17 protein-coding genes are annotated in these 21934 nt (G+C 42.7%); 14 read left to right on the top strand and 3 right to left on the bottom strand.

All coding sequences use genetic code 11. The annotated features are described in order from the left end of the window. Nucleotides 1-5 precede the first annotated feature (5 nt). Entirely contained in the window at nt 6-329 is a 324-nt protein-coding gene (locus MiAbW_RS00845) for a phasin family protein (protein WP_151694519.1), read from the top strand. Between the two features lie 6 nt (nt 330-335). Next, complete coding sequence (locus MiAbW_RS00840) at nt 336-854, top strand: FKBP-type peptidyl-prolyl cis-trans isomerase (RefSeq protein WP_151694518.1); 519 nt, start codon at nt 336-338, stop codon at nt 852-854. A gap of 87 nt (nt 855-941) precedes the next feature. Here the strand turns inward: MiAbW_RS00840 and psb28 are convergent, their stop codons facing one another. Beyond that, nucleotides 942-1280: a photosystem II reaction center protein Psb28 gene (gene psb28, locus MiAbW_RS00835; RefSeq protein ID WP_151694517.1), complete on the bottom strand. Its 339-nt coding sequence runs from the start codon at nt 1278-1280 to the stop codon at nt 942-944. A 186-nt stretch (nt 1281-1466) separates the two neighbouring features. On the opposite strand from psb28, the gene MiAbW_RS00830 reads away from it, so the two are divergent. After that, entirely contained in the window at nt 1467-2975 is a 1509-nt protein-coding gene (locus MiAbW_RS00830; RefSeq protein ID WP_151694516.1) for a helicase C-terminal domain-containing protein, read from the top strand. Nucleotides 2976-3002: 27 nt separating this feature from the next. Here MiAbW_RS00830 and MiAbW_RS00825 read toward each other — a convergent pair whose 3' ends face one another. Then, nucleotides 3003-4550, bottom strand: coding sequence for an NAD(P)/FAD-dependent oxidoreductase (locus MiAbW_RS00825; protein ID WP_151694515.1), 1548 nt, complete (start codon nt 4548-4550; stop codon nt 3003-3005). Between the two features lie 153 nt (nt 4551-4703). Further along, entirely contained in the window at nt 4704-5039 is a 336-nt protein-coding gene (locus MiAbW_RS00820; RefSeq protein WP_151694576.1) for a hypothetical protein, read from the bottom strand. Between the two features lie 176 nt (nt 5040-5215). Here MiAbW_RS00820 and MiAbW_RS00815 point away from each other — a divergent pair, with 176 nt between their 5' ends. From MiAbW_RS00815 to MiAbW_RS00765, 11 genes are all read left to right on the top strand, one after another. Beyond that, nucleotides 5216-6817 (top strand): 2-isopropylmalate synthase, encoded by a 1602-nt coding sequence (locus MiAbW_RS00815; protein WP_151694514.1) that lies wholly within the window; start codon nt 5216-5218, stop codon nt 6815-6817. 727 nt (nt 6818-7544) lie between these two features. Further along, nucleotides 7545-8795, top strand: coding sequence for an RNA polymerase sigma factor RpoD (gene rpoD / locus MiAbW_RS00810; RefSeq protein ID WP_151694513.1), 1251 nt, complete (start codon nt 7545-7547; stop codon nt 8793-8795). Nucleotides 8796-9027: 232 nt separating this feature from the next. Beyond that, the gene (locus tag MiAbW_RS00805; RefSeq protein WP_151694512.1) at nt 9028-9867 is read left to right on the top strand and encodes an Rpn family recombination-promoting nuclease/putative transposase; all 840 of its coding nucleotides are present in this window, start codon (nt 9028-9030) and stop codon (nt 9865-9867) included. A 71-nt stretch (nt 9868-9938) separates the two neighbouring features. After that, on the top strand, nt 9939-11411 hold the full coding sequence (locus tag MiAbW_RS00800; protein ID WP_151694511.1) for a BCD family MFS transporter: 1473 nt from the start codon (nt 9939-9941) through the stop codon (nt 11409-11411). 114 nt (nt 11412-11525) lie between these two features. Continuing rightward, the gene (locus MiAbW_RS00795) at nt 11526-11963 is read left to right on the top strand and encodes a pentapeptide repeat-containing protein (protein WP_151694510.1); all 438 of its coding nucleotides are present in this window, start codon (nt 11526-11528) and stop codon (nt 11961-11963) included. Nucleotides 11964-12067: 104 nt separating this feature from the next. Then, on the top strand, nt 12068-13174 hold the full coding sequence (locus MiAbW_RS00790; RefSeq protein ID WP_151694509.1) for a hybrid sensor histidine kinase/response regulator: 1107 nt from the start codon (nt 12068-12070) through the stop codon (nt 13172-13174). A 225-nt stretch (nt 13175-13399) separates the two neighbouring features. Further along, complete coding sequence (locus MiAbW_RS00785) at nt 13400-16186, top strand: cation-translocating P-type ATPase (RefSeq protein WP_151694508.1); 2787 nt, start codon at nt 13400-13402, stop codon at nt 16184-16186. A gap of 388 nt (nt 16187-16574) precedes the next feature. Next, nucleotides 16575-16979, top strand: a complete 405-nt coding sequence (locus MiAbW_RS00780; protein WP_151694507.1) for a hypothetical protein — start codon at nt 16575-16577, stop codon at nt 16977-16979. A 31-nt stretch (nt 16980-17010) separates the two neighbouring features. Continuing rightward, entirely contained in the window at nt 17011-20772 is a 3762-nt protein-coding gene (locus tag MiAbW_RS00775) for an nSTAND1 domain-containing NTPase (protein ID WP_151694506.1), read from the top strand. Nucleotides 20773-21155: 383 nt separating this feature from the next. Next, a complete protein-coding gene (locus MiAbW_RS00770) occupies nt 21156-21362 on the top strand; it encodes a type II toxin-antitoxin system HicB family antitoxin (RefSeq protein WP_151694505.1) in 207 nt (68 codons plus the stop codon). Then, entirely contained in the window at nt 21359-21565 is a 207-nt protein-coding gene (locus tag MiAbW_RS00765; RefSeq protein WP_151694504.1) for a type II toxin-antitoxin system HicA family toxin, read from the top strand. The genes MiAbW_RS00770 and MiAbW_RS00765 overlap by 4 nt, the downstream gene beginning before the upstream one ends. Nucleotides 21566-21934: the final 369 nt, after the last annotated feature.

Here is a 21934-nt window from a genome sequence, read left to right as displayed (position 1 = left end):
AAACAATGGATAATAGTGACTGGATTAAACAATTGCTGCTGATGGGTATTGGCACTACTTCCCTGTTGGCAGAAAAGATCAAAGAAGTGAGCGATGAATTAGTAAAAGACGGTAAGATCAATTCCGATCAGGCTAAAAACTTTGTCGATGATCTGATGACACAGGTGAAGTCTGAACAGGGAAACTTCGAGAATAACTTAGAACGCTATATTCGCCAGATTTTGCAGGATTTAGGGGTTCCCCGACAATCGGAAATGGACGAACTGCGGGGAAGGATTGATAGATTAGAACGACAGGTGAGAGACTTAGAGAATAAACTCTGGCGTTAGGAAACTATGAAATCAATGCGCGAAATCTTGCTCAGTTTTGCTATCATTGCGGTTTGTGGCTTATTTTTAATCGTTGCTTCCCTCTTTGGTGGAGGGGAAAAAACCAATGCGATCGCCGCAGAAACCAATCCACCCCCTATCACTCAAACTATTAATAAGGAAATCATCTCCATGGATTTAGATCAAGCAGTCACCACCGATTCGGGACTAAAATACATCGATATTGTGGAAGGAACTGGAGAAAGTCCCCAAAAAGGTCAAAAAGTGACTGTTCACTACACGGGAACCCTCACAGACGGCAAAAAATTCGATAGTTCTAAGGATCGCAATCAACCTTTTACCTTTACCATTGGAGTTGGTCAAGTGATTAAAGGATGGGATGAGGGAGTCGCATCGATGAAAGTCGGGGGGCAGCGTACCTTAATTATCCCCCCAGAATTAGGTTATGGTGCGCGGGGTGCCGGTGGGGTGATTCCTCCCAACGCGACTTTACTTTTCGATGTGGAATTGTTGGGAGTCAAATAAATAGGTTTTTCCTCTGATTTTTCACCTCTACCCGCATCGATCCTGAATGCGGGTTTTTTGACAGATTGCTGGAAGCTAAAGGCCAAATCAGGAAGATTTAGTAAATTCTAGACCGTTTTCGCTACCGTAACGTTCCATAAAACGCATAAAACGATCCCACTCTGCGGGAGAATTAAAAATAACCGTAGCTTCGATCGCCATGGGTTTACCGTTGATGAATTTGCCTTTTACTTCCCTGGTGACGATTTCTCCTTCCTCATCGACGAGATACATCCCCGTGATTTCCTCGGTTTGTTGATCTCCGAGGATAGTCGGTTGATCAAAATAAAATTTTGCCGATCCCTTCTCTCCCGTTTTAGTGCGACTTAAGCGGATATCGGGAACAACTGGTTCTTTTAACCCCCGGGAAAACTGAATTTCTGCCATTACTTTTCTTTATCCTTCTCATAAAATACACATTTCTAGATCATCTCACACCAAGTCGCAAGTAAAAAGCAGATGGGACAGCATAAACTTAAAGTATCGACGGTAAACTCGCGGGAGTGGGTTTGATTGATGAAAGATCACTTGTAAACCTCTCCCTTCCCACTGATAACCAATAACTGAGATGAGATGGTTTTATTAGAAGCAGCGGTTCATTCTTCCCTACGCGCTTTTTTACGCGAACAAGGACGCTTTTACTGGTCTCATCATCTCACTATGGGGCGACTGGTGGCTAGAGCTTTACGCTTAAAACGGTCCTCTCTCATACAAACTGGAACCACTCTCACCCGTTATTGTCTCAGTTATCTCACCCCAGCCCTTTTAGGTAATACGCCTGTTCTGATAGTTGCCCCAGAGTCAGAACTAAACCTACTGTTAGAAGTGGAAATCCCCCATCTGCAAGCATGGTTACAAACTCAGCGAGATATCCTCAAAAGCGATCGCTTTCCCGCTAATTTTACCGGTTTACTCCTCACCACACCCCAACAATGGTTAGAGGATAAATTGGGCAATCTCGGTCATTTTCCCCAGAATATCGCCACTATAATCGATCGATCCGAAGATTTAGAAATTTGTCTAGTAGATTATCTCACCGTCACCATTGCTCCCGAACAATGGTTCGCTTTAGGGTCAGCATATCCCCAGCATAGAGAGTTTATAGACTTAATTAAAGCACAACTTAGCCAAAGTATTCTTGGTCATCCAATTAATCCCTATAATTGCTATCTTATTGATGCCAAGGAAAAAGAATATATAATTGCTCTCCTGCATCGCTTGGATCAAGACTTAGTCACTGATTCTGCTTGGCAACTTTTAGCGGCAAAAATCTCCGAGCATAATTATCTCCTCTGGACATCCGTAGATCGAGAGCGAGGAGAATTTACCCTAAAAATCAGTCCTTTGGAGGTGGCTAGTTTTTTCAAACCGATTTGGCAGCAGCAACCCTTTGTTTTAATCGGCAGTTTTTTAGATAGCGAAAAATCAGCTAATTTATACCGTCAAAATCAGGGTATCGGAGATATTTTAACTCTAAAGTTTGCAGCTGATCGCGAAAGTGAATATATTCATTTATATCTACCCGATCGCATCAGCGCCCCCAATACGCCCGAATTTCAACCGATGTTATTAAAGCAAGTGCGGGAATTAGTTAGTGCTGATCATACCAGTGAACAACCGATCGTGATCCTGATTGAAGATGTTCCCCTCAAGGCACAAATTGCCACCCAAATCGCAGCCGATTACGGTTCGCGAGTGCAGGTGGAAAAAACTGGGATTAATAGTAATACTATTCTCGTGTGTGGTTGGCAATTCTGGCAAACCCATCAAGAAAAATTTATCACTCCCAGTTTATTAATTATCGCTACTTTACCCTTACCCTCCCCCGAAAATCCTCTCGTTGCTGGCAAAATTGCCTACTATAAACGACAACATCTCGACTGGTTTCGTGCCTATCTTTTACCCACAGCAGTAAGGGAAATTCAGAAATCTGTTCAGTCTCTCCGGGAGTGTCAAGGTTGTGTGGCTGTTCTTGATAATCGTGTCAATGCTCGCAGTTATGGCCGACAAATTCTCTCCGCTTTAGAACCCTATGCTAAAGTTAATTATCTCGATCAACAATTTTTTCAAGATAAAGATTAAATCAGTTATCGGTTATCAGTTTACTGTTCACTGTTTACTGATAAAATCTCCCCCAGAGCCATATTTCCAACTATCTAAACAACGATGATAAAGATATTTTTGCTTGTCGGGTAACTTTTCTAAAACAGGTTTTAAGTTGGCTGCTAAGGGATATAAACCACTATACAAAGCTAAATTAAAATAATGTCTCGTCCAATCGATAAAAGGACTGATACCCACTTGCGGAATCATCGGTAAAACTAATTGAGGATTAACCAAAGGCAAAGTTTTTGAGAGGGAAGAAAACTGCACCACATCCTGTAAAAACGGTTTTAATACCTCATCTCCCAACTTATCCATTACCCTAAAAACTCCACTCATTAAGTCATTAATTTGATTGGGATTAGGGTTAGCAGACATCGGGACACTCATGGTTTTTTGAAATAGCCACGTTACCGATATATTTGGTTGATAGGGTTGTAAAAGGGCTAAATCTTCTCGGTTTAAAGCATCAATTTGTAAAGCTTCCTCGATGGCGAAAGTTAGCCTTTTTAAATGCCTAACCATTGCCCCAAAACCACCAAAACTGACCGGAGATTGACTACCGCTACTATCTCCCACTGCCAGAATTCTTGACCAGGGCATCTTTAAAGGACTTTGACGATAGGCAGGGAAAAAACCCGCTAGAAAACGCTGAAAGTTTACCGCTTCTAAATCCACCTTTTGATACTCCGGCAGTAATCTTAAATACTCCTCCATCAAAAATTCTAAACTAAAGCGATCGGGATTGGTATCAAGATAGGTAAATAAATAAGTTGTTCGACCATCCCTAGCAGGAAATGCTTCCCAAAAGTATTGACATTGGTGCAAGATTGGGGTAAAAGAATAAATCAAATCACCAGTTTCATTACTGGGAAAACCCTGACCGCAACTACCCACCACTAAACAAACTCCATCGGGTTTTTCTCCTTTTCTTGCCTGTTTGGCAATTGGCGAAAAATGACCCATGGCATCGATTAATAAACGGGTTTTTAAAGTTACTTCTCCCGTGTTAACCATTACTCCATCGGGATGAATAATCGCCCCGCTAAACCACGATTTTTCTAATAACTTTCCTCCCGCTTGCAAAAACTTATTTTTTAAAGTCTCTAGCAAATAAACCGGATCAACACCAATATTTAAAATATCTCTAACCCAAAGCTCATAACCTTGATAAAATCCCACCCTAGCAGGATTATATTCCGTTGCTATTGCTTGATTTAATTCAGCTTCGGTCAATAAATCTAACTCTAAAAAACTGCTTAGTTCTAAACGCGAAATATTCCACTCCTGCTCACGACCGCGCAGAATACCTCTTTCTAATAATGCCACACGCCAGCCCCTAGTTTGTAAAGCAGCCCCGATAAAAATTCCTAGGGTTCCCCCCGCAATCACTAGATCAAAATCTGTCTCTCCTAAAGATTCTTGACTTTGATTAATTGCCGTAGGAATAACTGGATTTTCTAAACGCAAAGCTTGCCAAGCTCGATCGCTGGATCGCAATTGTTGTAAACTCTGAGGAGATACTCGATCGAGTAAAGATGCAACTAAAGACATAATCTTATATCAGTTATCAGTTATCAAATGTGAGTTTTTAGTTATCAGTTCACTGTTTACTGATCACCTAAAAAAGCACGATTCTAGCCGTTTCTTAACAGTAGAGAATTGCCACCTCACCATTAAGATAACTGCTCTATCCAGAGGAGAAAACTATTTAGATTGGAAAAACTTTTTCCCTTCTTCAAAGAGTTTATTAATATCCTTGAGAGAAACTCCGAAAATCACTAAAACTCCAGTCAAGACTAATAAAAAACCGATAAAACTATTCCGATCATAGAGAAATAAACCTACCAAAACGATAAAATAGGGAGAGAGAATTTTACTAATATTTTCAACTACAGTAACCACCTCTGGTGGGGGAGTCTCAACAAGATTAATATCAGTTTTATCCTGATCCGGTTCGAGATTTTGCTTAATCGAAAACATCACCTCCTGTAAGTCTTTTACCTCCGGTGGGTTCGGTTCCTTCGCTGGTTTGCCAAACATTGTTAAATCCCTCGCCAATTTATCCATATCCTCTATGGTAGCCAAAAAGAGGGCAAGCCGGAAAAGCGCGAGCAAGTCGAGAAATTCTCAAGGCAATTTTCCTTAATAACCCCCTCGGCCTGGGCTGCTATAATCAGAGGAACAACTCCCAAGTTCGTTAACGGTACAAAAAAACTATGAATACCAGTCCAGACCGTGTGATTATCTTCGATACCACCCTTCGAGATGGGGAACAGTCCCCGGGTGCCGCTTTAAATGTGGATGAGAAGCTAACCATAGCCCGCGCACTGGCACGACTGGGAGTTGATGTCATTGAAGCGGGTTTTCCCCACGCTAGTCCGGGAGACTTTGAGGCTGTACAGAAAATTGCCGCCAGTGTCGGCAGCGAAGCTGATAGCCCGATTATTTGCGGATTAGCCCGCACTACCCAAAAAGATATCAAATCTGCCGCCGATGCGCTCAGACCCGCCGCCAAGCCCAGAATTCACACCTTCCTAGCCACATCTGATATCCACCTCCAATACAAACTTAAGAAGACTCGTCAGGAAGTTCTTGACATTGTGCCGGAAATGGTGGCCTATGCCAAATCCTTCCTTAATGATGTGGAATTTTCCCCTGAAGATGCCGGCCGCAGCGATCCGGAATTCCTCTATCAAGTCCTCGAAAGAGCGATCGCCGCAGGAGCTACCACCGTTAACATTCCCGATACCGTCGGTTATACCACCCCTAGCGAATTTGGGGCTTTAATCCGTGGTATTAAGGAAAATGTCCCCAATATCGACCAAGCGATTATCTCCGTCCATGGTCACGACGATCTAGGGTTAGCGGTGGCTAATTTCCTCGAAGCAGTTAAAAATGGCGCTCGACAGTTGGAATGTACTATTAACGGTATCGGTGAGCGTGCCGGTAACGCTTCCCTAGAAGAATTGGTGATGGCCCTTCATGTCCGGCGCTCCTATTTTAATCCTTTCCTCGGTCGTTCCCCAGAGTCCACGGAACCTTTAACCAAGATCAACACCAAGGAAATCTATCGCACTTCTCGCCTAGTTTCTAATCTTACCGGCATGATCGTGCAACCGAATAAGGCGATCGTCGGTGCTAACGCTTTCGCACACGAGTCGGGAATCCATCAGGACGGGGTGTTAAAACATAAACTCACCTATGAGATTATGGATGCAGAATCGATCGGTTTGACTAATAATCAGATCGTACTCGGTAAACTCTCCGGCCGCAACGCTTTTCGCTCTCGGTTACAGGAATTGGGTTTTGAGCTTTCGGAAACGGAACTTAATAACGCTTTTATCCAGTTTAAAGAAATGGCTGATCGCAAAAAGGAAATCACCGATCGCGATCTAGAAGCTATTGTTAACGATGAAATCGATACGGTTCCCGATCACTTCCGCCTTGAGCTAGTACAAGTGTCCTGTGGCAATAACGCCAGACCCACGGCCACGGTAACGATTCGCACTCCCGACGGTAGCGAGTTATCCGATGCGGCCATTGGTACAGGTCCCGTGGATGCTCTCTGCAAAGCGATCGATCGAGTGGTGAAGATTCCGAACGAATTAATCTCTTTCTCGGTGCGAGAAGTGACCGAGGGAATCGATGCTTTAGGAGAAGTGACTATCCGTCTCCGTTATGAAGGACGCACCTATTCTGCTCGCGCAGCCGATACCGATATTATTGTCGCCTCCGCTCGCGCCTACGTCAGCGCATTAAACCGTCTCCACGTGGCACTGCAGCAGAAGGAAAAAACCCCAGAAATGCTACAAGTATAGATAGGGTTTGCCAGAAAAGTTTGTCGGTGGGTTTAGGAGTCGGTCGTCAGTAGTCAGTAGTCAGGAGATTGTTTTTATTTATTCTCCCTGCTCCCAACCCCGGCGTTCCCTGCTCCCTTCTCCCCAATTCATAATTCATAATTAATAATTCCCACTTCCCACGTCGCTATTGGAGAAAATCTTAAATTTGTCTCGCAAATTTCTAAAATGTTGCTAACTTAATATTATGAGCTTGCGCTCTAACAATCTTAATACATTTGTATTAAGGCTAAATTCCCGTGAAAGCAATGAGGGATAAAATTTATCCGCAAGAATCCGATCAAATTAAATACAATAGCTAAAGACTAAAGGAATTAGCAAAGGCAAATAGGGATGGTGTTCCCCTTGCCAATGGGAACAGTTAACCCAGCCAATAATTCCTTTGATTGTTAGCTATCTGGTCAACACCGCAGACAAACCGACGATCAGATTTCAGTCCTCCAGCCATTTATCCAATTTTTGCAGGAGCCAGATTATGAGTTGACCGTGCTAAAACAGCATTCCGTGTCGCTAAAATCGCATCGACACAAGGAAATTTAAGCAAAAATCTTCTCCCATTTGTTGTAATTAAAGCTACAATCGGAAAAGTCTTTCCCCGTCTCGGATTTGAGACACAAATTTGTTCAGTATCACCTAGATTGAGATTCGATCTTCTAGTTTTGCACAGAAGGAGCAAGAGGAAAACGGCATGATGCAGGCCCACGATGTACTAACCCTTACCGAGCCGCCATTGGATTTAGATTTGATTGACCTAGACGAAGACTTCGATGATGAGGATATCGAGTTAGAGCTAGAAGAAACCAGCGATAGCAACGATGGCAAAAAAACCCGCCGCCTTGCCAGCGCTCGTCGTCGCGACGCCGCTAGAAAAAAACCCTATACAGAAGATTCGATTCGGATTTATCTGCAAGAGATCGGCAGGATTCGGTTATTGAGAGCGGAGGAGGAGATCGAATTAGCGAGAAAAATCGCCGATCTACTGAAATTAGAACGCATTCGCGAAGATTTTCACCTCTATACCGATGCTGAATGGGGAAAACAGGTTTTCTTGTTCGAGCGCATCGAGAAAATTATCGCCGAAAAATCGGAAAAAGAACCAAAATTATCGGATATTAAGGCTTATTTAGGTAAGACGGAGCTAATGGCTCCCATGCTGGAAGAATGGCTGGCCAAATCAAAGGAATACTTATCGGCCTTTAAGCGTCGATTGTACCATGGTCGTCGCGCTAAGGAAAAAATGGTACAATCGAACCTGCGTTTAGTGGTTTCGATCGCCAAGAAATACATGAATCGCGGTCTTTCTTTCCAAGATTTAATTCAAGAAGGTTCCCTCGGTTTGATCCGCGCCGCCGAAAAATTCGACCACGAAAAGGGTTATAAATTCTCCACCTATGCCACTTGGTGGATTCGTCAAGCCATCACCCGGGCGATCGCCGATCAATCCCGCACCATTCGTCTTCCTGTCCACCTCTACGAAACCATCTCCCGGATCAAAAAAACCACCAAGATTCTTTCTCAGGAAATGCGCCGCAAACCCACCGAGGAAGAAATCGCCACTAAGATGGAGATGACCATCGAAAAACTGCGTTTTATTGCCAAATCCGCTCAATTACCGATTTCTCTAGAGACTCCCATCGGTAAAGAAGAAGACTCCCGTTTAGGAGACTTTATCGAAGCGGATGGGGAAACCCCAGAAGATGAAGTTTCTAAAAATTTATTACGCGAGGATTTAGAAAATGTCCTCGATACCCTTAGTCCTCGCGAACGGGATGTGCTGCGTCTGCGCTACGGTTTGGATGACGGCCGGATGAAAACCCTCGAAGAAATCGGCCAAATCTTCAACGTCACTCGCGAGCGCATTCGTCAAATAGAAGCCAAAGCCCTACGGAAACTGCGTCACCCTAACCGTAATAGTATCCTCAAAGAGTACATTCGTTAATTTCCCGCTCTCAAAAAACTAGAAACTGAGTCTCCTTGAGGCTCAGTTTTATTGTAATCTACACTTACCTCGATCGAATTTATTATGATATGAATTAACAACAATTATAGCAGTTATCTTAATGATGAGATACGAGGTTTTCCTTTTGGGGAGTTGCTCATCGATACCAAATTAGGTTACACTTTATCTTGATGAGAAACGCTATAAATATCTCATTGATTAGAATCAAGAAATGTATGATAATGTCTGTAAATTTCTCGCCGAAAATTATAGTCGTGACTTCGCCGAATGGTTATTAGGAGAACCCCTCTCCTTCACCCAATTGAGTCCCTCGGAACTCTCTCTAGAACCGATTCGGGCCGATGCCCTGATTTTGTTAGAATCAGATCCGATGATTCTTCATCTCGAATTCCAGACCGATCCTGACCCAAAGATGTCCTTTCGGATGTTAGATTATCGCACTAGAGTCTATCGTCGCTTCCCCAAAAAAACCATGCGACAAGTGGTAATTTACCTGAAAGAAACCTCATCACCTTTGGTGCAGGAAAACGCTTTTATCCTTCCCAATACCCGTCATGAATACGAAGTGCTTCGTCTCTGGGAAATTCCAGCCGAGGAAATGTTAGGATTATCAGGATTGTTACCCTTGGCCAATCTAGGAAAAACCCCTAATCGTCCCGAAATTCTACGACAAGTAGCCGCAAAAATTGATAATATCGAGGGTAGAACTGAAAAAAGCAATTTAGCCGCCGCTACAGCAATTCTGGCGGGGTTAGTATTAAGTAAGGAAATCATCGGAAGCTTATTAAGGGAAGAAATTATGCGCGAATCAGTTATTTATCAGGATATCAGGGAAAGTGGAAAAGCACAAGGAAGAGAGGAAGGAAGACGAGAAGAAGCGGTTTCTTTGATTCTACGGCTACTTAACCGTCGTTTAGGTGAAATATCCTCGACTTTAAGCCAACAAATCCGAGAACTATCTCTAGAAGAATTGGAAACTTTAGGAGAAGCGCTGCTCGATTTTACCAGCTTGACAGATCTGACCGATTGGTTATCGGAGATAGAAATTTAAATCTCCAGAAGATGTCTGCTCGTCCTGCGTTAAATTTTTAAATACTGGCTTTTTTCCGTATTGATTTAACCATGGCTACCAGCGATATTTCCAATTCTACTCACTCATCCCCAAAACCCCTGCCAAAACTGGGACTTTTCACCATGTTTCGCTTAGGACTCTTTCAAATGGGACTAGGTATTATGTCCCTGCTGACTTTGGGGGTTCTCAATCGGATTATGATCGATGAGTTAAAAGTTTTACCCTTTCTCGCCGCAGCTGCGATCGCTATGCACCAGTTTGTTAGTCCAGCACGCATCTGGTTTGGGCAAAGATCCGACGGTAAAACTATTTTAGGTCATCATCGCAGCGGTTATGTCTGGATTGGGGCGGCAGTTTTTACCGCTTTAGCTTTTATTGCTTTGCAGGTAGTTTGGCAATTGGGACTTAGTATTCAAACTTCGGGATGGAGTACCATTTCCTACGCCTGGATTGCCCTCTTAGCCTTAATTTTCGCCCTCTACGGACTCGCTTTAAGCGCCAGTTCTACCCCTTTTGCTGCCCTCTTGGTGGATGTGTCCGATGAAGATAATCGATCGCAATTAGTTGGTATAGTTTGGTCAATGTTGATGGTGGGAATCGTTGTCGGGGCGATCGTTAGTTCTCGTTTGCTGGATACTCCCAATATCTGCGGTACAAATATTTTGACCTATGATCCGACTCAATCAGCCCCTATAGCCAATATTCCGCAACTACAGGCGACAATTAACCCTGTGTTCACGATTATGCCCGCAATTGTCTTCGGTTTGTGTATTTTAGCGACTTTTGGGGTAGAAAAAAAATATTCTCGTTTTAGTTCCCGTTCCACTCTCGTCGAAAGAGAGGATCAAATTACCTTCAAGGATGCGTTACAAGTTCTCACCGCTAGTCGGCAAACCGGCTTATTTTTCACCTTCCTGCTGATGATGACTTTGAGTTTATTTATGCAGGATGCAATTATGGAACCGTTTGGGGGCGAGGTTTTTGGGATGTGTATCGCCCAAACCACCCAATTAAACGCTTTTTGGGGAACCGGAACCCTTTTTGGTATTGCTGCCACGGGATTTATGCTCATTCCCCGTGTTGGTAAACAAAAAACCACTAAATATGGCTGTATTTTTGCAACAATTTGTTTTATTCTCTTGATTTTTGCCGGCTTTTCTGCTAATCAAAGTTTATTAAAATCAAGCTTGCTCTTTTTCGGTTTAGCTTCGGGAATGATTACTGCTGGGGCTACCAGTTTAATGTTAGATTTAACCGCCGCCGAAACTGCGGGAACTTTTATCGGCGCTTGGGGATTATCACAAGCGATCGCACGGGGATTAGCCACGGTTTTAGGGGGTACGATTTTAAATATCGGTAAAGTTATCTTTTCTAGTCCGGTTTTAGCCTATAGCTTAGTTTTCCTCGTGCAAGCATTGGGAATGATCCTAGCAGTTTGGTTATTAAGTCGCGTTGATGTCAAGGAATTTAAGGAAAACGCCCGATCAGCGATCGCAACGGTGATGAAAGGAGAGATCGACTAGCAAAAGCAAGCAAAAGTGAGATAACAGGAGAATTAGCCCGATCGGGGGAAGTTGGTTAGCAGCTTTTTTCCTATCCTAAAAGTAGAGAAGAAAACGAAAGAGGAGGCTAAAACGATGAAAAGGACTTTAATGATTGCCCTAGGTTCCCTAGCTTCCTTACTGCTGATTAGCCCCGTCGGTGCGGAAAATCCCCGACAGGTGCAACAATTATTGAATACGCGGGAATGTCCGGGGTGTGATCTCCGGGGTGCAGATTTAAGAGGGGCGCATCTAATCGGTGCAGATTTGAGAAAAGCGAATTTACAGGGAGCTAATCTAGAGGAAGCTAACTTAGAAGGCGCAGATTTGACCGATGCTAACCTAGAAGGCGCAAATTTAACCGCAGCTTTTCTGACTAATGCCAGTTTGAATCAAGCTAATCTCAATGGAGTCAATTTTACCAGCGCCATGATCTATGATGCCGATGTCACAGGTGCATCGATGGAGAGAATTAACTTGACAAATGCTCAGATTTATGGTACTGGCATCGCTGTGGGTGGTGAAAATCCTTAGATGTTCTTGTCCTCAAAATATAGTTAATTTTGTAACGGATGCGAGTGTCGCGTCTGTTTTTTTATACACTTTTACTAAATAGTTTGAGTTATAAAATAACCGGCATGACTCAACTCACACCGCGCCCTAGTGTCTTAATTGTCGATGATTTGCCCAATAATGTGCGGCTATTGTCGATTATGCTCACCGAGAAGGGGTATCAGGTACGCAAAGCGATTAATGGACAGATGGCCCTGAATACAGTGCGATCGCTAATTCCCGATCTGATCCTCCTCGATATTAATATGCCCGATCTCAATGGCTATCAAGTTTGTGAACAGTTAAAAGCTGATGAAAAAACCAGAGAAATTCCCGTGATTTTTATTAGCGCTCTTGATGATGTCTTAGATAAAGTCAAAGCTTTTCAAGTGGGAGGTGTCGATTATATTTCTAAACCTTTTCAAGGAGAAGAAGTGATGGCACGCATCGAAAATCAATTAACTATTTGCCATCAAAAAAAACAACTCAAAAATGAAATTCAAGAACGTCAAAAAGCTGAGGAAACTTTAGAAATTTATCTTCATGCTGTCTCTCACGATCTCCGCAATCCCGTGATCGGGATGTCAATGATCTTAAATAATTTAATTAAAAATTCTCAGGGAGAAACTAAAGAAGTATCCCGGAAGATTTTACAACAGATGGCCAACAGTTGCGATCGACAATTAACTTTAATTGATTCTCTTGTCGAAACCCGACAGAATGATCTTTGGGGAGTTTCCCTAGAACTAAAGCCTTTATCTCTCTACGAAATTGGTCAACAGATCGGTCAGGAATGGGAGTTAAGATTAAAGGAAAATCAAGCAACTTTAATTAATAATTTTTCCCCCGATTTACCCTTAGTTAATGGCGATGCTCACCATCTCTGGCGAGTTTTTGAGAATTTATTAGCCAATGCCCTTAAACACAATCCCCAAGGGATAATTATCACTTTATCAGCTAGACTAGAGGGTAATTATCTCCGGTGCAGCATTGCCGATAATGGGGTAGGAATTAGCGAAACCCAGAGAAAAAAATTATTTGATCGCTATCAACGAGGCAATAATAATAATCAGATTAGTTTAGGACTAGGTTTATATCTATGTCGTCAAATTATCCATGCTCACGGGGGTGAAATTGGCATTATGAATAATGACGAAAAAGGTTCACAATTTTGGTTTACTTTGCCCTGCTAAGCTATTGACTATAGCGGTGTGCAGTCGTATGAGGTACAGTGTCACGAGCTATAAACCATGCTAGGCAAAGCTTGGTTTGTATCTCACTCAAGCGCTTACCGCTATATCTACATTACTCATTAAGACTGTCTATGAGCAGCGAGAGGCAGTGTGAGCATTTGTTTTTTCCTGTGACTGGGGAAAGAAAGGGCTAAGATCTATCTAGATCAACTATCTTCACTTGCCATGGCCGCTAATGCCGACTATTCTGCCCATTCTAGACTTAACTTGCAACAGCCTTGGCATATCTATCCGGTGGAAACCACCCTATCTATCCTCGGCAGTTCGGCTGTTAATGGCCTCAATAGGGAGCAAATCGTCGAAAGAATTAAATATTACGGCAAAAATGAACTACAAGAACGTCCAGGGCGCAGTAATTGGCAAATTCTCCTAGATCAGTTTACCAATATTATGCTCCTCCTCTTAATTGCCGTGGCCATAATTTCCGGAGGACTAGATTTACTGGAATTGCAGCGCGGTCATCTGGCTAAAATTGGTGTTCCCTTCAAAGATACGATCGCTATTTTAACAATTGTTATCCTCAATGGTATCCTCGGCTATCTGCAAGAAAGTCGCGCCGAAAAAGCTCTGGCCGCTTTAAAAAAACTTTCCTCTCCCCAAGTTAATGTTATTCGCGAGGGCCAACGCAGAGAAATAGATGCGGTTAATCTCGTACCCGGGGACATCATGCTGATTGAAGCGGGAACCCAAATCAGCGCCGACGGCCAAATTATCGAAGCTTTTAACCTGCAAATTCGCGAATCGGCCTTGACAGGAGAGGCAAATAGTGTTAATAAATCGGCCTCCATTGACCCCTTAGACAGGGATACTCCCCTTGGCGATCGCTTAAATTTCGTCTTTACTGGAACAGAGGTACTGCAAGGCCGGGCCAAGGTCATCGTTACCAATACGGGAATGACGACGGAATTAGGCAAAATCGCTCAAATGTTAGCAACAGTTGGCAATGAACCCACTCCTCTCCAAAAAAGAATGACTCACTTGGGTAATGTCCTTGTTGCTGGTTCTCTCATTCTAGTTGCCCTGACTATTACCATCGGCCTGATCAATGCAGGTTGGTCGGCCCTACAGGAATTGGTCGAAGTTTCCCTTAGTATGGCAGTAGCCGTCGTTCCGGAAGGATTACCCGCAGTTATCACCCTGACTCTCGCCCTAGGTACTCAACGCATGGTCAAACGTCAGGCCTTGATTCGTAAACTGCCAGCAGTAGAAACCCTCGGTTCCGTTAATGTGATCTGTTCCGACAAAACCGGGACGCTAACGGAAAATAAAATGATTGTGCGCGAGATAGAGACAATTAATCGCAATTTTTTAGTTACTGGGGAAGGATATAGCCCAAAAGGACAATTTTTAGACTCCCAGCAACGGGCGATCGATCCCAAAACCGATCTAGAATTACATCATCTCTTAATTGCCAGTGTCCTCTGCAACGATGCCAGTTTATACCTCGATAACAGTCAGGATAGCATTTTAGGCGATCCCACAGAAGGAGCCTTATTAGTTTTAGGGGCGAAAGCGGGCTTAAATTTATCCCTAACCAAGCAAGAGTTCCCTAGAATCGCTGAAATACCCTTTTCTTCCCAAAGAAAGCGAATGTCGGTCATTTGTCAAGGAGTCAATCCCGTACTATTTACCAAAGGTTCTCCGGAATTAATTCTTGAACAGTGTCTCTCCTATCAATCGGGATTAGAAAGTCTTCCTTTTGGGGATAGGGAAAAAGAACAAGTCTTAGTCGCTAACAATGCTATGGCTAACAGGGGTTTACGAGTCTTAGGATTAGCCTATAAAACATTAATTTATCCGTCAGAATCAACTGAAATCAGCGAAGATGAGCTAATTTGGTTAGGAATGGTCGGTATGATCGACGCACCGCGACCAGAGGTACAAATCGCCGTCGCTAGGTGTCGAGAAGCGGGAATCCGTCCGATTATGATCACCGGCGATCATCAATTAACTGCTCTAGCGGTGGCTAAAAGTCTTGGTATTGCCCAAGCGGGAGCTTTAGTCATCTCAGGGCGAGAATTAGATAAATTATCAGCAATTCAGCTAGAAAACCTCATTGACAAAACTAACATCTATGCTCGTGTCTCCCCCGAACATAAATTAACTATTGTCCGCGCCTTGCAAAAAAAGGGTAAATTTGTTGCTATGACCGGAGATGGGGTTAATGATGCTCCGGCCTTGAAACAAGCAGATATCGGTATTGCCATGGGAATCGCTGGAACCGATGTCACCAAAGAGGCTAGTGATATGATTCTCCTTGATGATAATTTTGCCACCATCGTCGCTGCCACGGAAGAAGGGCGAGTCGTTTATAACAATATTCGCAGTTTTATTAAATATATTCTCGGCAGTAATATCGGGGAAGTAATTACTATCGCAGCTTCACCTCTTTTGGGTTTAGTTACTCCCCTAACTCCCCTACAAATTCTCTGGATGAATTTAGTTACTGATGGTTTACCCGCGTTAGCTTTAGCAGTGGAACCCGCTTCTCCTAATATTATGCGTCGCCCTCCTTTTAGTCCCCAAGAAAGTATTTTTGCTCGCGGTTTGGGCAGTTATATTGTGAGAATTGGGATTATTTTTTCGATTATTAATATCACTCAAATGTTGATCGCTGTGCGCTTGGATCCGCTTTTTGGTAATACTGGTTCATGGAAAACTATGGTTTTTACTACTCTCTGTTTAGCTCAGATGGGTCATGCCATTTCCGTGCGATCAAGCGATCATCTTACCATAGAAATGAATCCTTTGACTAATCCCTATCTCTGGGTAGCAGTAACCCTGACGACGATTTTTCAACTGATGTTAATCTATGTTCCTGCCCTGCGGGATTTTTTCGGCACTCAATTTTTAACTAAAGAAGAATTATTAATCTGTTTGGGATTTAGTACCTTGTTATTCGTTTGGGTGGAGTTAGAAAAATTATTTACCCGTTGGTATCATCGGCGATAATCAGGGAGCTTTTTTCATTGTTCAGTAAACAGTGAACTGAAAACTCAAATCCGATAACTGATAAACCCCATCCACAGGGAAAACCGTAGTTTGGCTTTTTCAGCTAAGATTTTTGTATAAGTAGCTGGTTATAATTAAATTAAAAATCGATTTTAGGTTCGATCCCCCCTGCCCCCCTTGATAAGGGGGGTGCCGATCCCCCCTTAGTCCCCCCTTAATAAGGGGGGTATCTGATAATTTTTAACGCCTACCTACTTAGCAATACTTTTAAGGCTTAGTGGCTTGGCCGTGAAATTCCAGTTCTCTAGCTGATTGCGGTTTAGCTTACTATTAAAAACTGATTTGATCTAAGATTGAATCAGCAATATTGTATTGGGAGTATCAAACAATGGAACCAGTTTCTCTGATTGTCACCGCCTTGACTGCCGGTGCGGTTGCTGCGGCTAAAGATACGGCGGAAAAAGGCGTTAAAGATACATATCAAGGTTTGAAAACCTTGATTAAGCGTAAGTTTACTAATGATGCTTTAGCACAAGCCATGGTAGAGGCAAAACCAGAGGATATCAAGAAAGCTGAAGGTTTGTTAAAAGATAAAATTGTCGAAGCGGGGGTTGATAAAGATAATGAAATCACTAAATTAGCCCAAGATTTACTAGACAAGCTCCAAGAACAACCCGGTGGACAACAAATTATCACCCAAAATATCAGTAATGTTAAATATGCTGCTGCCTCTGGCACGGGTAATGCTAGTATTAGCAGCATCACCGAGCATGGCACATCTAAGGATGACTGAGACTGTATTTTAATTAATCAGGATGGTTGATATGTCAGAACCAAGCGAAATTCAACAAAATATTACAGAAGCTCAATATGCTGCTACCTCTGGGACTGGCAATGCAACCATCACGATTACCAATTACTATTATCGAGAAGAAGCAAGAATAGCCCCTGCTGATTCTGCCGATGTTGCCGATGATAAACTGCCCTGTCCCTATCGTGGCTTGTTTCATTTTGGGCCAGGAGATGCAGAATACTTTTTTGGGCGCAAAAGCTTTATTAAAACCCTATTTCAGGCAACCCAAACCCGTAATTTTATCCCCCTATTAGGTGCGTCGGGAAGTGGTAAATCCTCGGTAGTTTTTGCGGGATTAGTCCCCAAATTGCAACAAGAAGGTCACTGGCAGTTTACCCATTTTCGTCCCGGTTCTGACCCTTTTCATGCCCTAGCTTTGGCATTAGTTCCCCTTTATACAACTAATTTAAATGAGACAGACCGCCTCGCCCAAGCGCGTCAGTTAGCAAATTATTTGCGTGATGGCGACATTCCTTTAGCTGATGTTTTTGCCCAAATCAAACACAATTATCCCAGTGAACGGGTACTGCTAATTGCCGACCAATTTGAGGAACTTTATACCCTCTGTCCTGATGAAACAATCCGCCGTAATTTTCTCGATAAATTAACTACATTCCCCTTTGAAAGGGTAGGAGTGGTGTTGGTATTAACTATGCGGGCCGATTTCTTGGGGAATGCTCTTTCCTATCGTCCCTTTGCCGATGTCTTACAAAATACTGACTTGAAATTGGGGCCGATGAACCGAGAAGAACTCACAGAAGTTATTGAAAAACCGGCGCAAAAATTGGGGGTGACATTTGAAGCGGGACTGGTGGAGCGCATCCTCGATGATGTGGAGAGTGAGCCGGGGAATTTGCCATTACTAGAGTTTGCTTTGACGGAATTGTGGCAGCGGCGACAGGGCAAAGAATTAACCCATCTGGCATATACAGAAATTGGCCAAGTGCAGGGTGCTTTGGCCCGCCATGCCAATGAAGAATATGACAAGCTGAGTGAGGCGCAACGGGAACAGATGCGGCGCATTTTCATCCAATTGGTGCGCCCAGGAGAAGGCACAGAAGATACGCGGCGGCTGGCGACAAAAGCGGAATTGGGGGCGGTAAATTGGGCGCTGGTGAAACAATTGGCGGATGCGCGTTTAGTTGTCACCAGTCGCAGTGAAGAGGCACAGGTGGAGACGGTGGAAGTGGTGCATGAAGCACTGATTCGCAATTGGGGGGAATTGCGGGGCTGGATGGATACAGACAGGGTTTTTCGCGCTTGGCAAGAGCGTTTGCGGGGGGCGATGGGGCAATGGCAAAAGACGCAGGGGGATGAAGGCTCATGGTTGCGCGGGGCGGCGTTGGCGGAGGCGGAAGAACAATTGAAGAAACGCCCAGAAGATATCAGCCAAAGTGAACAGGATTTTATCAGGCAGAGTCTCCAAGAGCGAGAACGGATAAAACAAGCCGAAGCAGCCCGCAGGCGGCGGGAAATTAGAACCGCTTGGGGGATTGCGGCGGGTTCCTTGGTGGCGGTGGTAATTAGTACGGGATTGGGTTGGATGGCTTGGAAACAAACACAACAAGCGAAATACAATCAGGCTGAATCTATTGCTAGGCTTTCTTTATCTCTATTGAATGAAAATAAAGGATTAGAAGCTTTTGTACAAGCGATCAAAGCAGGAAAAATTTTGCAAAAACAACGTACAATTAATGCCGAAGTAATGGAGGCTTTACAGAAAGCTCTTGTAACAGTAAGAGAATATAATAGCTTTAAGGGGTATGGTGACCTAATCTCCAGCGTAAGTTTTAGTCCAGATGGTAAGACTTTGGCTTCTAGTAGTTCTGACGGCACTATCAAACTTTGGAATGTAGAAACTGGAGAAGAAATCCACACTCTCAATCTTGATAACTTTGCCAGTGATGGAATTGATAGTGTACGTTTTAGTCCAGACAGCAAAACTTTAGTTTCTGCTGGTAGAGTTATCCAACTCTGGAATGTAGAGACAGGCGAGGAAATCCCCACCGACATGGGGCGGGATGGGTATGTCGATACCCGCATGGGGCATGATAAGGATATCAGTTTCAGCCCTGACAGCAAGACATTGGCTTCTAGCAGTGATGGCACGACTATCAAACTCTGGAATGTAGAGACAGGAAAAGAAATCCGCCCCCTGAAAGGTGACGATAGTTCAGTCCAAAGTGTTAGTTTTAGTCTAGACGGTAAAATATTGGCTGCTGGTAGTGGTGACAAAACAATCAAACTCTGGGATGTAGAGACAGGAGAAAAAATCCGCACCCTAAAAGGTGATAATAGTTTAGCCCAAAGTGTTAGTTTTAGTCCAGACGGTAAGACATTGGCTTCTGGTAGTGATGACGGCACTATCAAACTCTGGGATGTAAAGACAGGGGAAAAAATCCGCACACTAAAAGGTGATAATAGTTTAGTCCAAAGTGTTAGTTTTAGTCCAGACGGTAAGACATTGGCTTCTGGTAGTGATGACGGCAGTATCAAACTCTGGGATGTAAAGACAGGAGAAAAAATCCTCACTCTAAAAGGTCACGATTGGGCAGTCAAAAGTGTTAGTTTTAGTCCAGACAGTAAGACATTGGCTTCTGGTAGTGCTGACAGCATTGTCAAACTTTGGGATGTAGAGAAAGAGGAAGAAATCCGCACTCTCACAGATTACACATCTTCAAATTTTAGCTTTAGTCCAGACAGTAAGACATTGACTTATAATATTGGTGGCGGCATTATCAAACTCTGGAATATAAAAACAGGGCATACAATTCAAATATTAAATATTGGTTATGGAGATTTTGGTTTTGGTTCAGATGGTAAGACATTGGCTTCTCTTAGTGGTGACGGCACTATCAAACTCTGGGATTTAAGGATGAAGAAACCCATTCGCTGTTTCAAGCAGCCAGCTAATTTCTCTCGTTCCTCCTATTCGGAATCACTTCCTTATATAGATTTTACTCCTGATCTCAAGACATTTGCTTCTATTCCTGGAGACGGAACAATCAAACTCTGGAGTTTAGAGAACAGGGGAAAAACTTATATAATTCCAGTAGTTAACTCCTCACAATCAAGTAAGGATGGAAGCAAGAATCTCCTTTTTATGAGTTTTAGTCCAGATAGCAAAATATTAGCTTCTGTTAATGGCTATGACGGCACTATTAAACTCTGGAATATAGAAACAGGAAAAGAAATCCGTACCTTTACCGAACATGATCCTAATATCCACTATGTTAGTTTTAGTGCCGATGGTAATAAATTAGCAACTGGTAATGATTATGGAATTATCAAAATCTGGAATGTTAAAAATGGTAAACAAATTCTTGCCCTTACAGAGAATAATGAAAATGGCGATGACAATCACTTTGGTGGTTTGGTTTTCAACCCAGATGGTAAGACTCTTGCAGTTATTCGTCAGAAAAAAAAGGAAATTGAACTTTGGAGTTTAGACAAAAAAATAAAATTCCGAACTCTTGTGGATTATGAAGATAGTTTCAATAATGATACTAAGAGTACTATTTTCAATAGTATTCACTTTAGTCCCGATGGCAAAACCCTAGCTTCTGTTGATAATCTTGGAACAATAAAACTCTGGAATGGAAACAATGGCTGGGATTTAGATGCTTTAATGGGGCGGAGTTGCGATTGGGTAAGCGCTTATTTGCACAATCCTAATTCTGATGTTAGGAAGGAGGATAGGGGTTTGTGTGATGGAATTGGTACAAAGAATTAATTGTCAGCTAAGTTAGTTCGGACTAAGGAGATTTGGTAATGACTTCCACGAAAGAATAGAGCTAACCAGCTAGGGTAAAATTAGGGTTTCGGCTTATCCTCAACTCAGCTTACCTAGGAATAGGCCGATTTATTTTGCTAAGGCTATATTTTGAGCAACTTTTGTCAATTTAGCCACAAACATAAACATAAATCGTAGGTGCGTTAGCTAAAGCGTAACGCACCCATTTAATAATTAAGTTGGTGCGTGGGGTGCGGATTATTAATTTGTTTTTTTGTTAGAGATTATCGCCCCAAACACCCACCCTACAAGATCAGGCTTACACAAAAAAACAAGTTTATGTTATTATTAAAATAAATCTCAGTCAATAAAAAATATTTATTATGAATATCAAAGTGGTTGTCTGGCAAGAAGATGATGTTTGGTGTGCAACTGTACCAGCTTTGTCTGGTTGTCATACTTGGGCAGACAATTATGATGATTTGATGGTCATGGTTAAAGAGGCAATAGAAGGCTGGTTAGAAGTTTCTCATGAAAAAAAATTACTTGATCGAAAAGAGAATCAGCAATTAGTGGAGATTTCTGTATGAAGTCAATCTCAGGTAAAAAATTATGTAAAGTCGTTGAAAGATTTGGCTGGAAATTGGCAATAATTAAAGGAAGTCATTATATCTATACCAAAGAAAATGTTTCTGCAATTATTGTTATACCAACCCATGGAAATCGAGATTTACCAATAGGAACATTAAAAGGTATTCTCAAAGATTCAGGATTAACTGAAGATGATATTTGACAACGTAACGCACCAATTTGATGATAAATTTGGTCGTTACGGCGGATTATTAATTTTAGTTTTTCATCAGAATTAGTAACCGCAAACACTCACCCTACAAGCTAATTCGTAGGGTGCGAAGCGCAAAAGTGTAACGCACCAATTGAATAATTAAGTTGTTGCGTTACGGCAGATTATTAATTTGTTTTTTTGTCAGAGATTATCGCCGCAAACACGCACCCTACAAGAATTTATAAAACTAAAATCAACACAGATAAATGTATTAGTCATGATTTTCTCTATCACAATTTCTTCCATCAATTGCCGATCTCTTTCTTCTCTCAACCGCTTGGATAACCGAGAAATAACCCGTTTAAAGTCATATCCCCC

This window comes from Microcystis aeruginosa NIES-4325, from assembly GCF_008974145.1.
In the GTDB taxonomy this organism is placed as follows: Bacteria; Cyanobacteriota; Cyanobacteriia; order Cyanobacteriales; family Microcystaceae; genus Microcystis; species Microcystis aeruginosa_G.
This window is presented reverse-complemented; position numbering and strand designations above follow the sequence as displayed.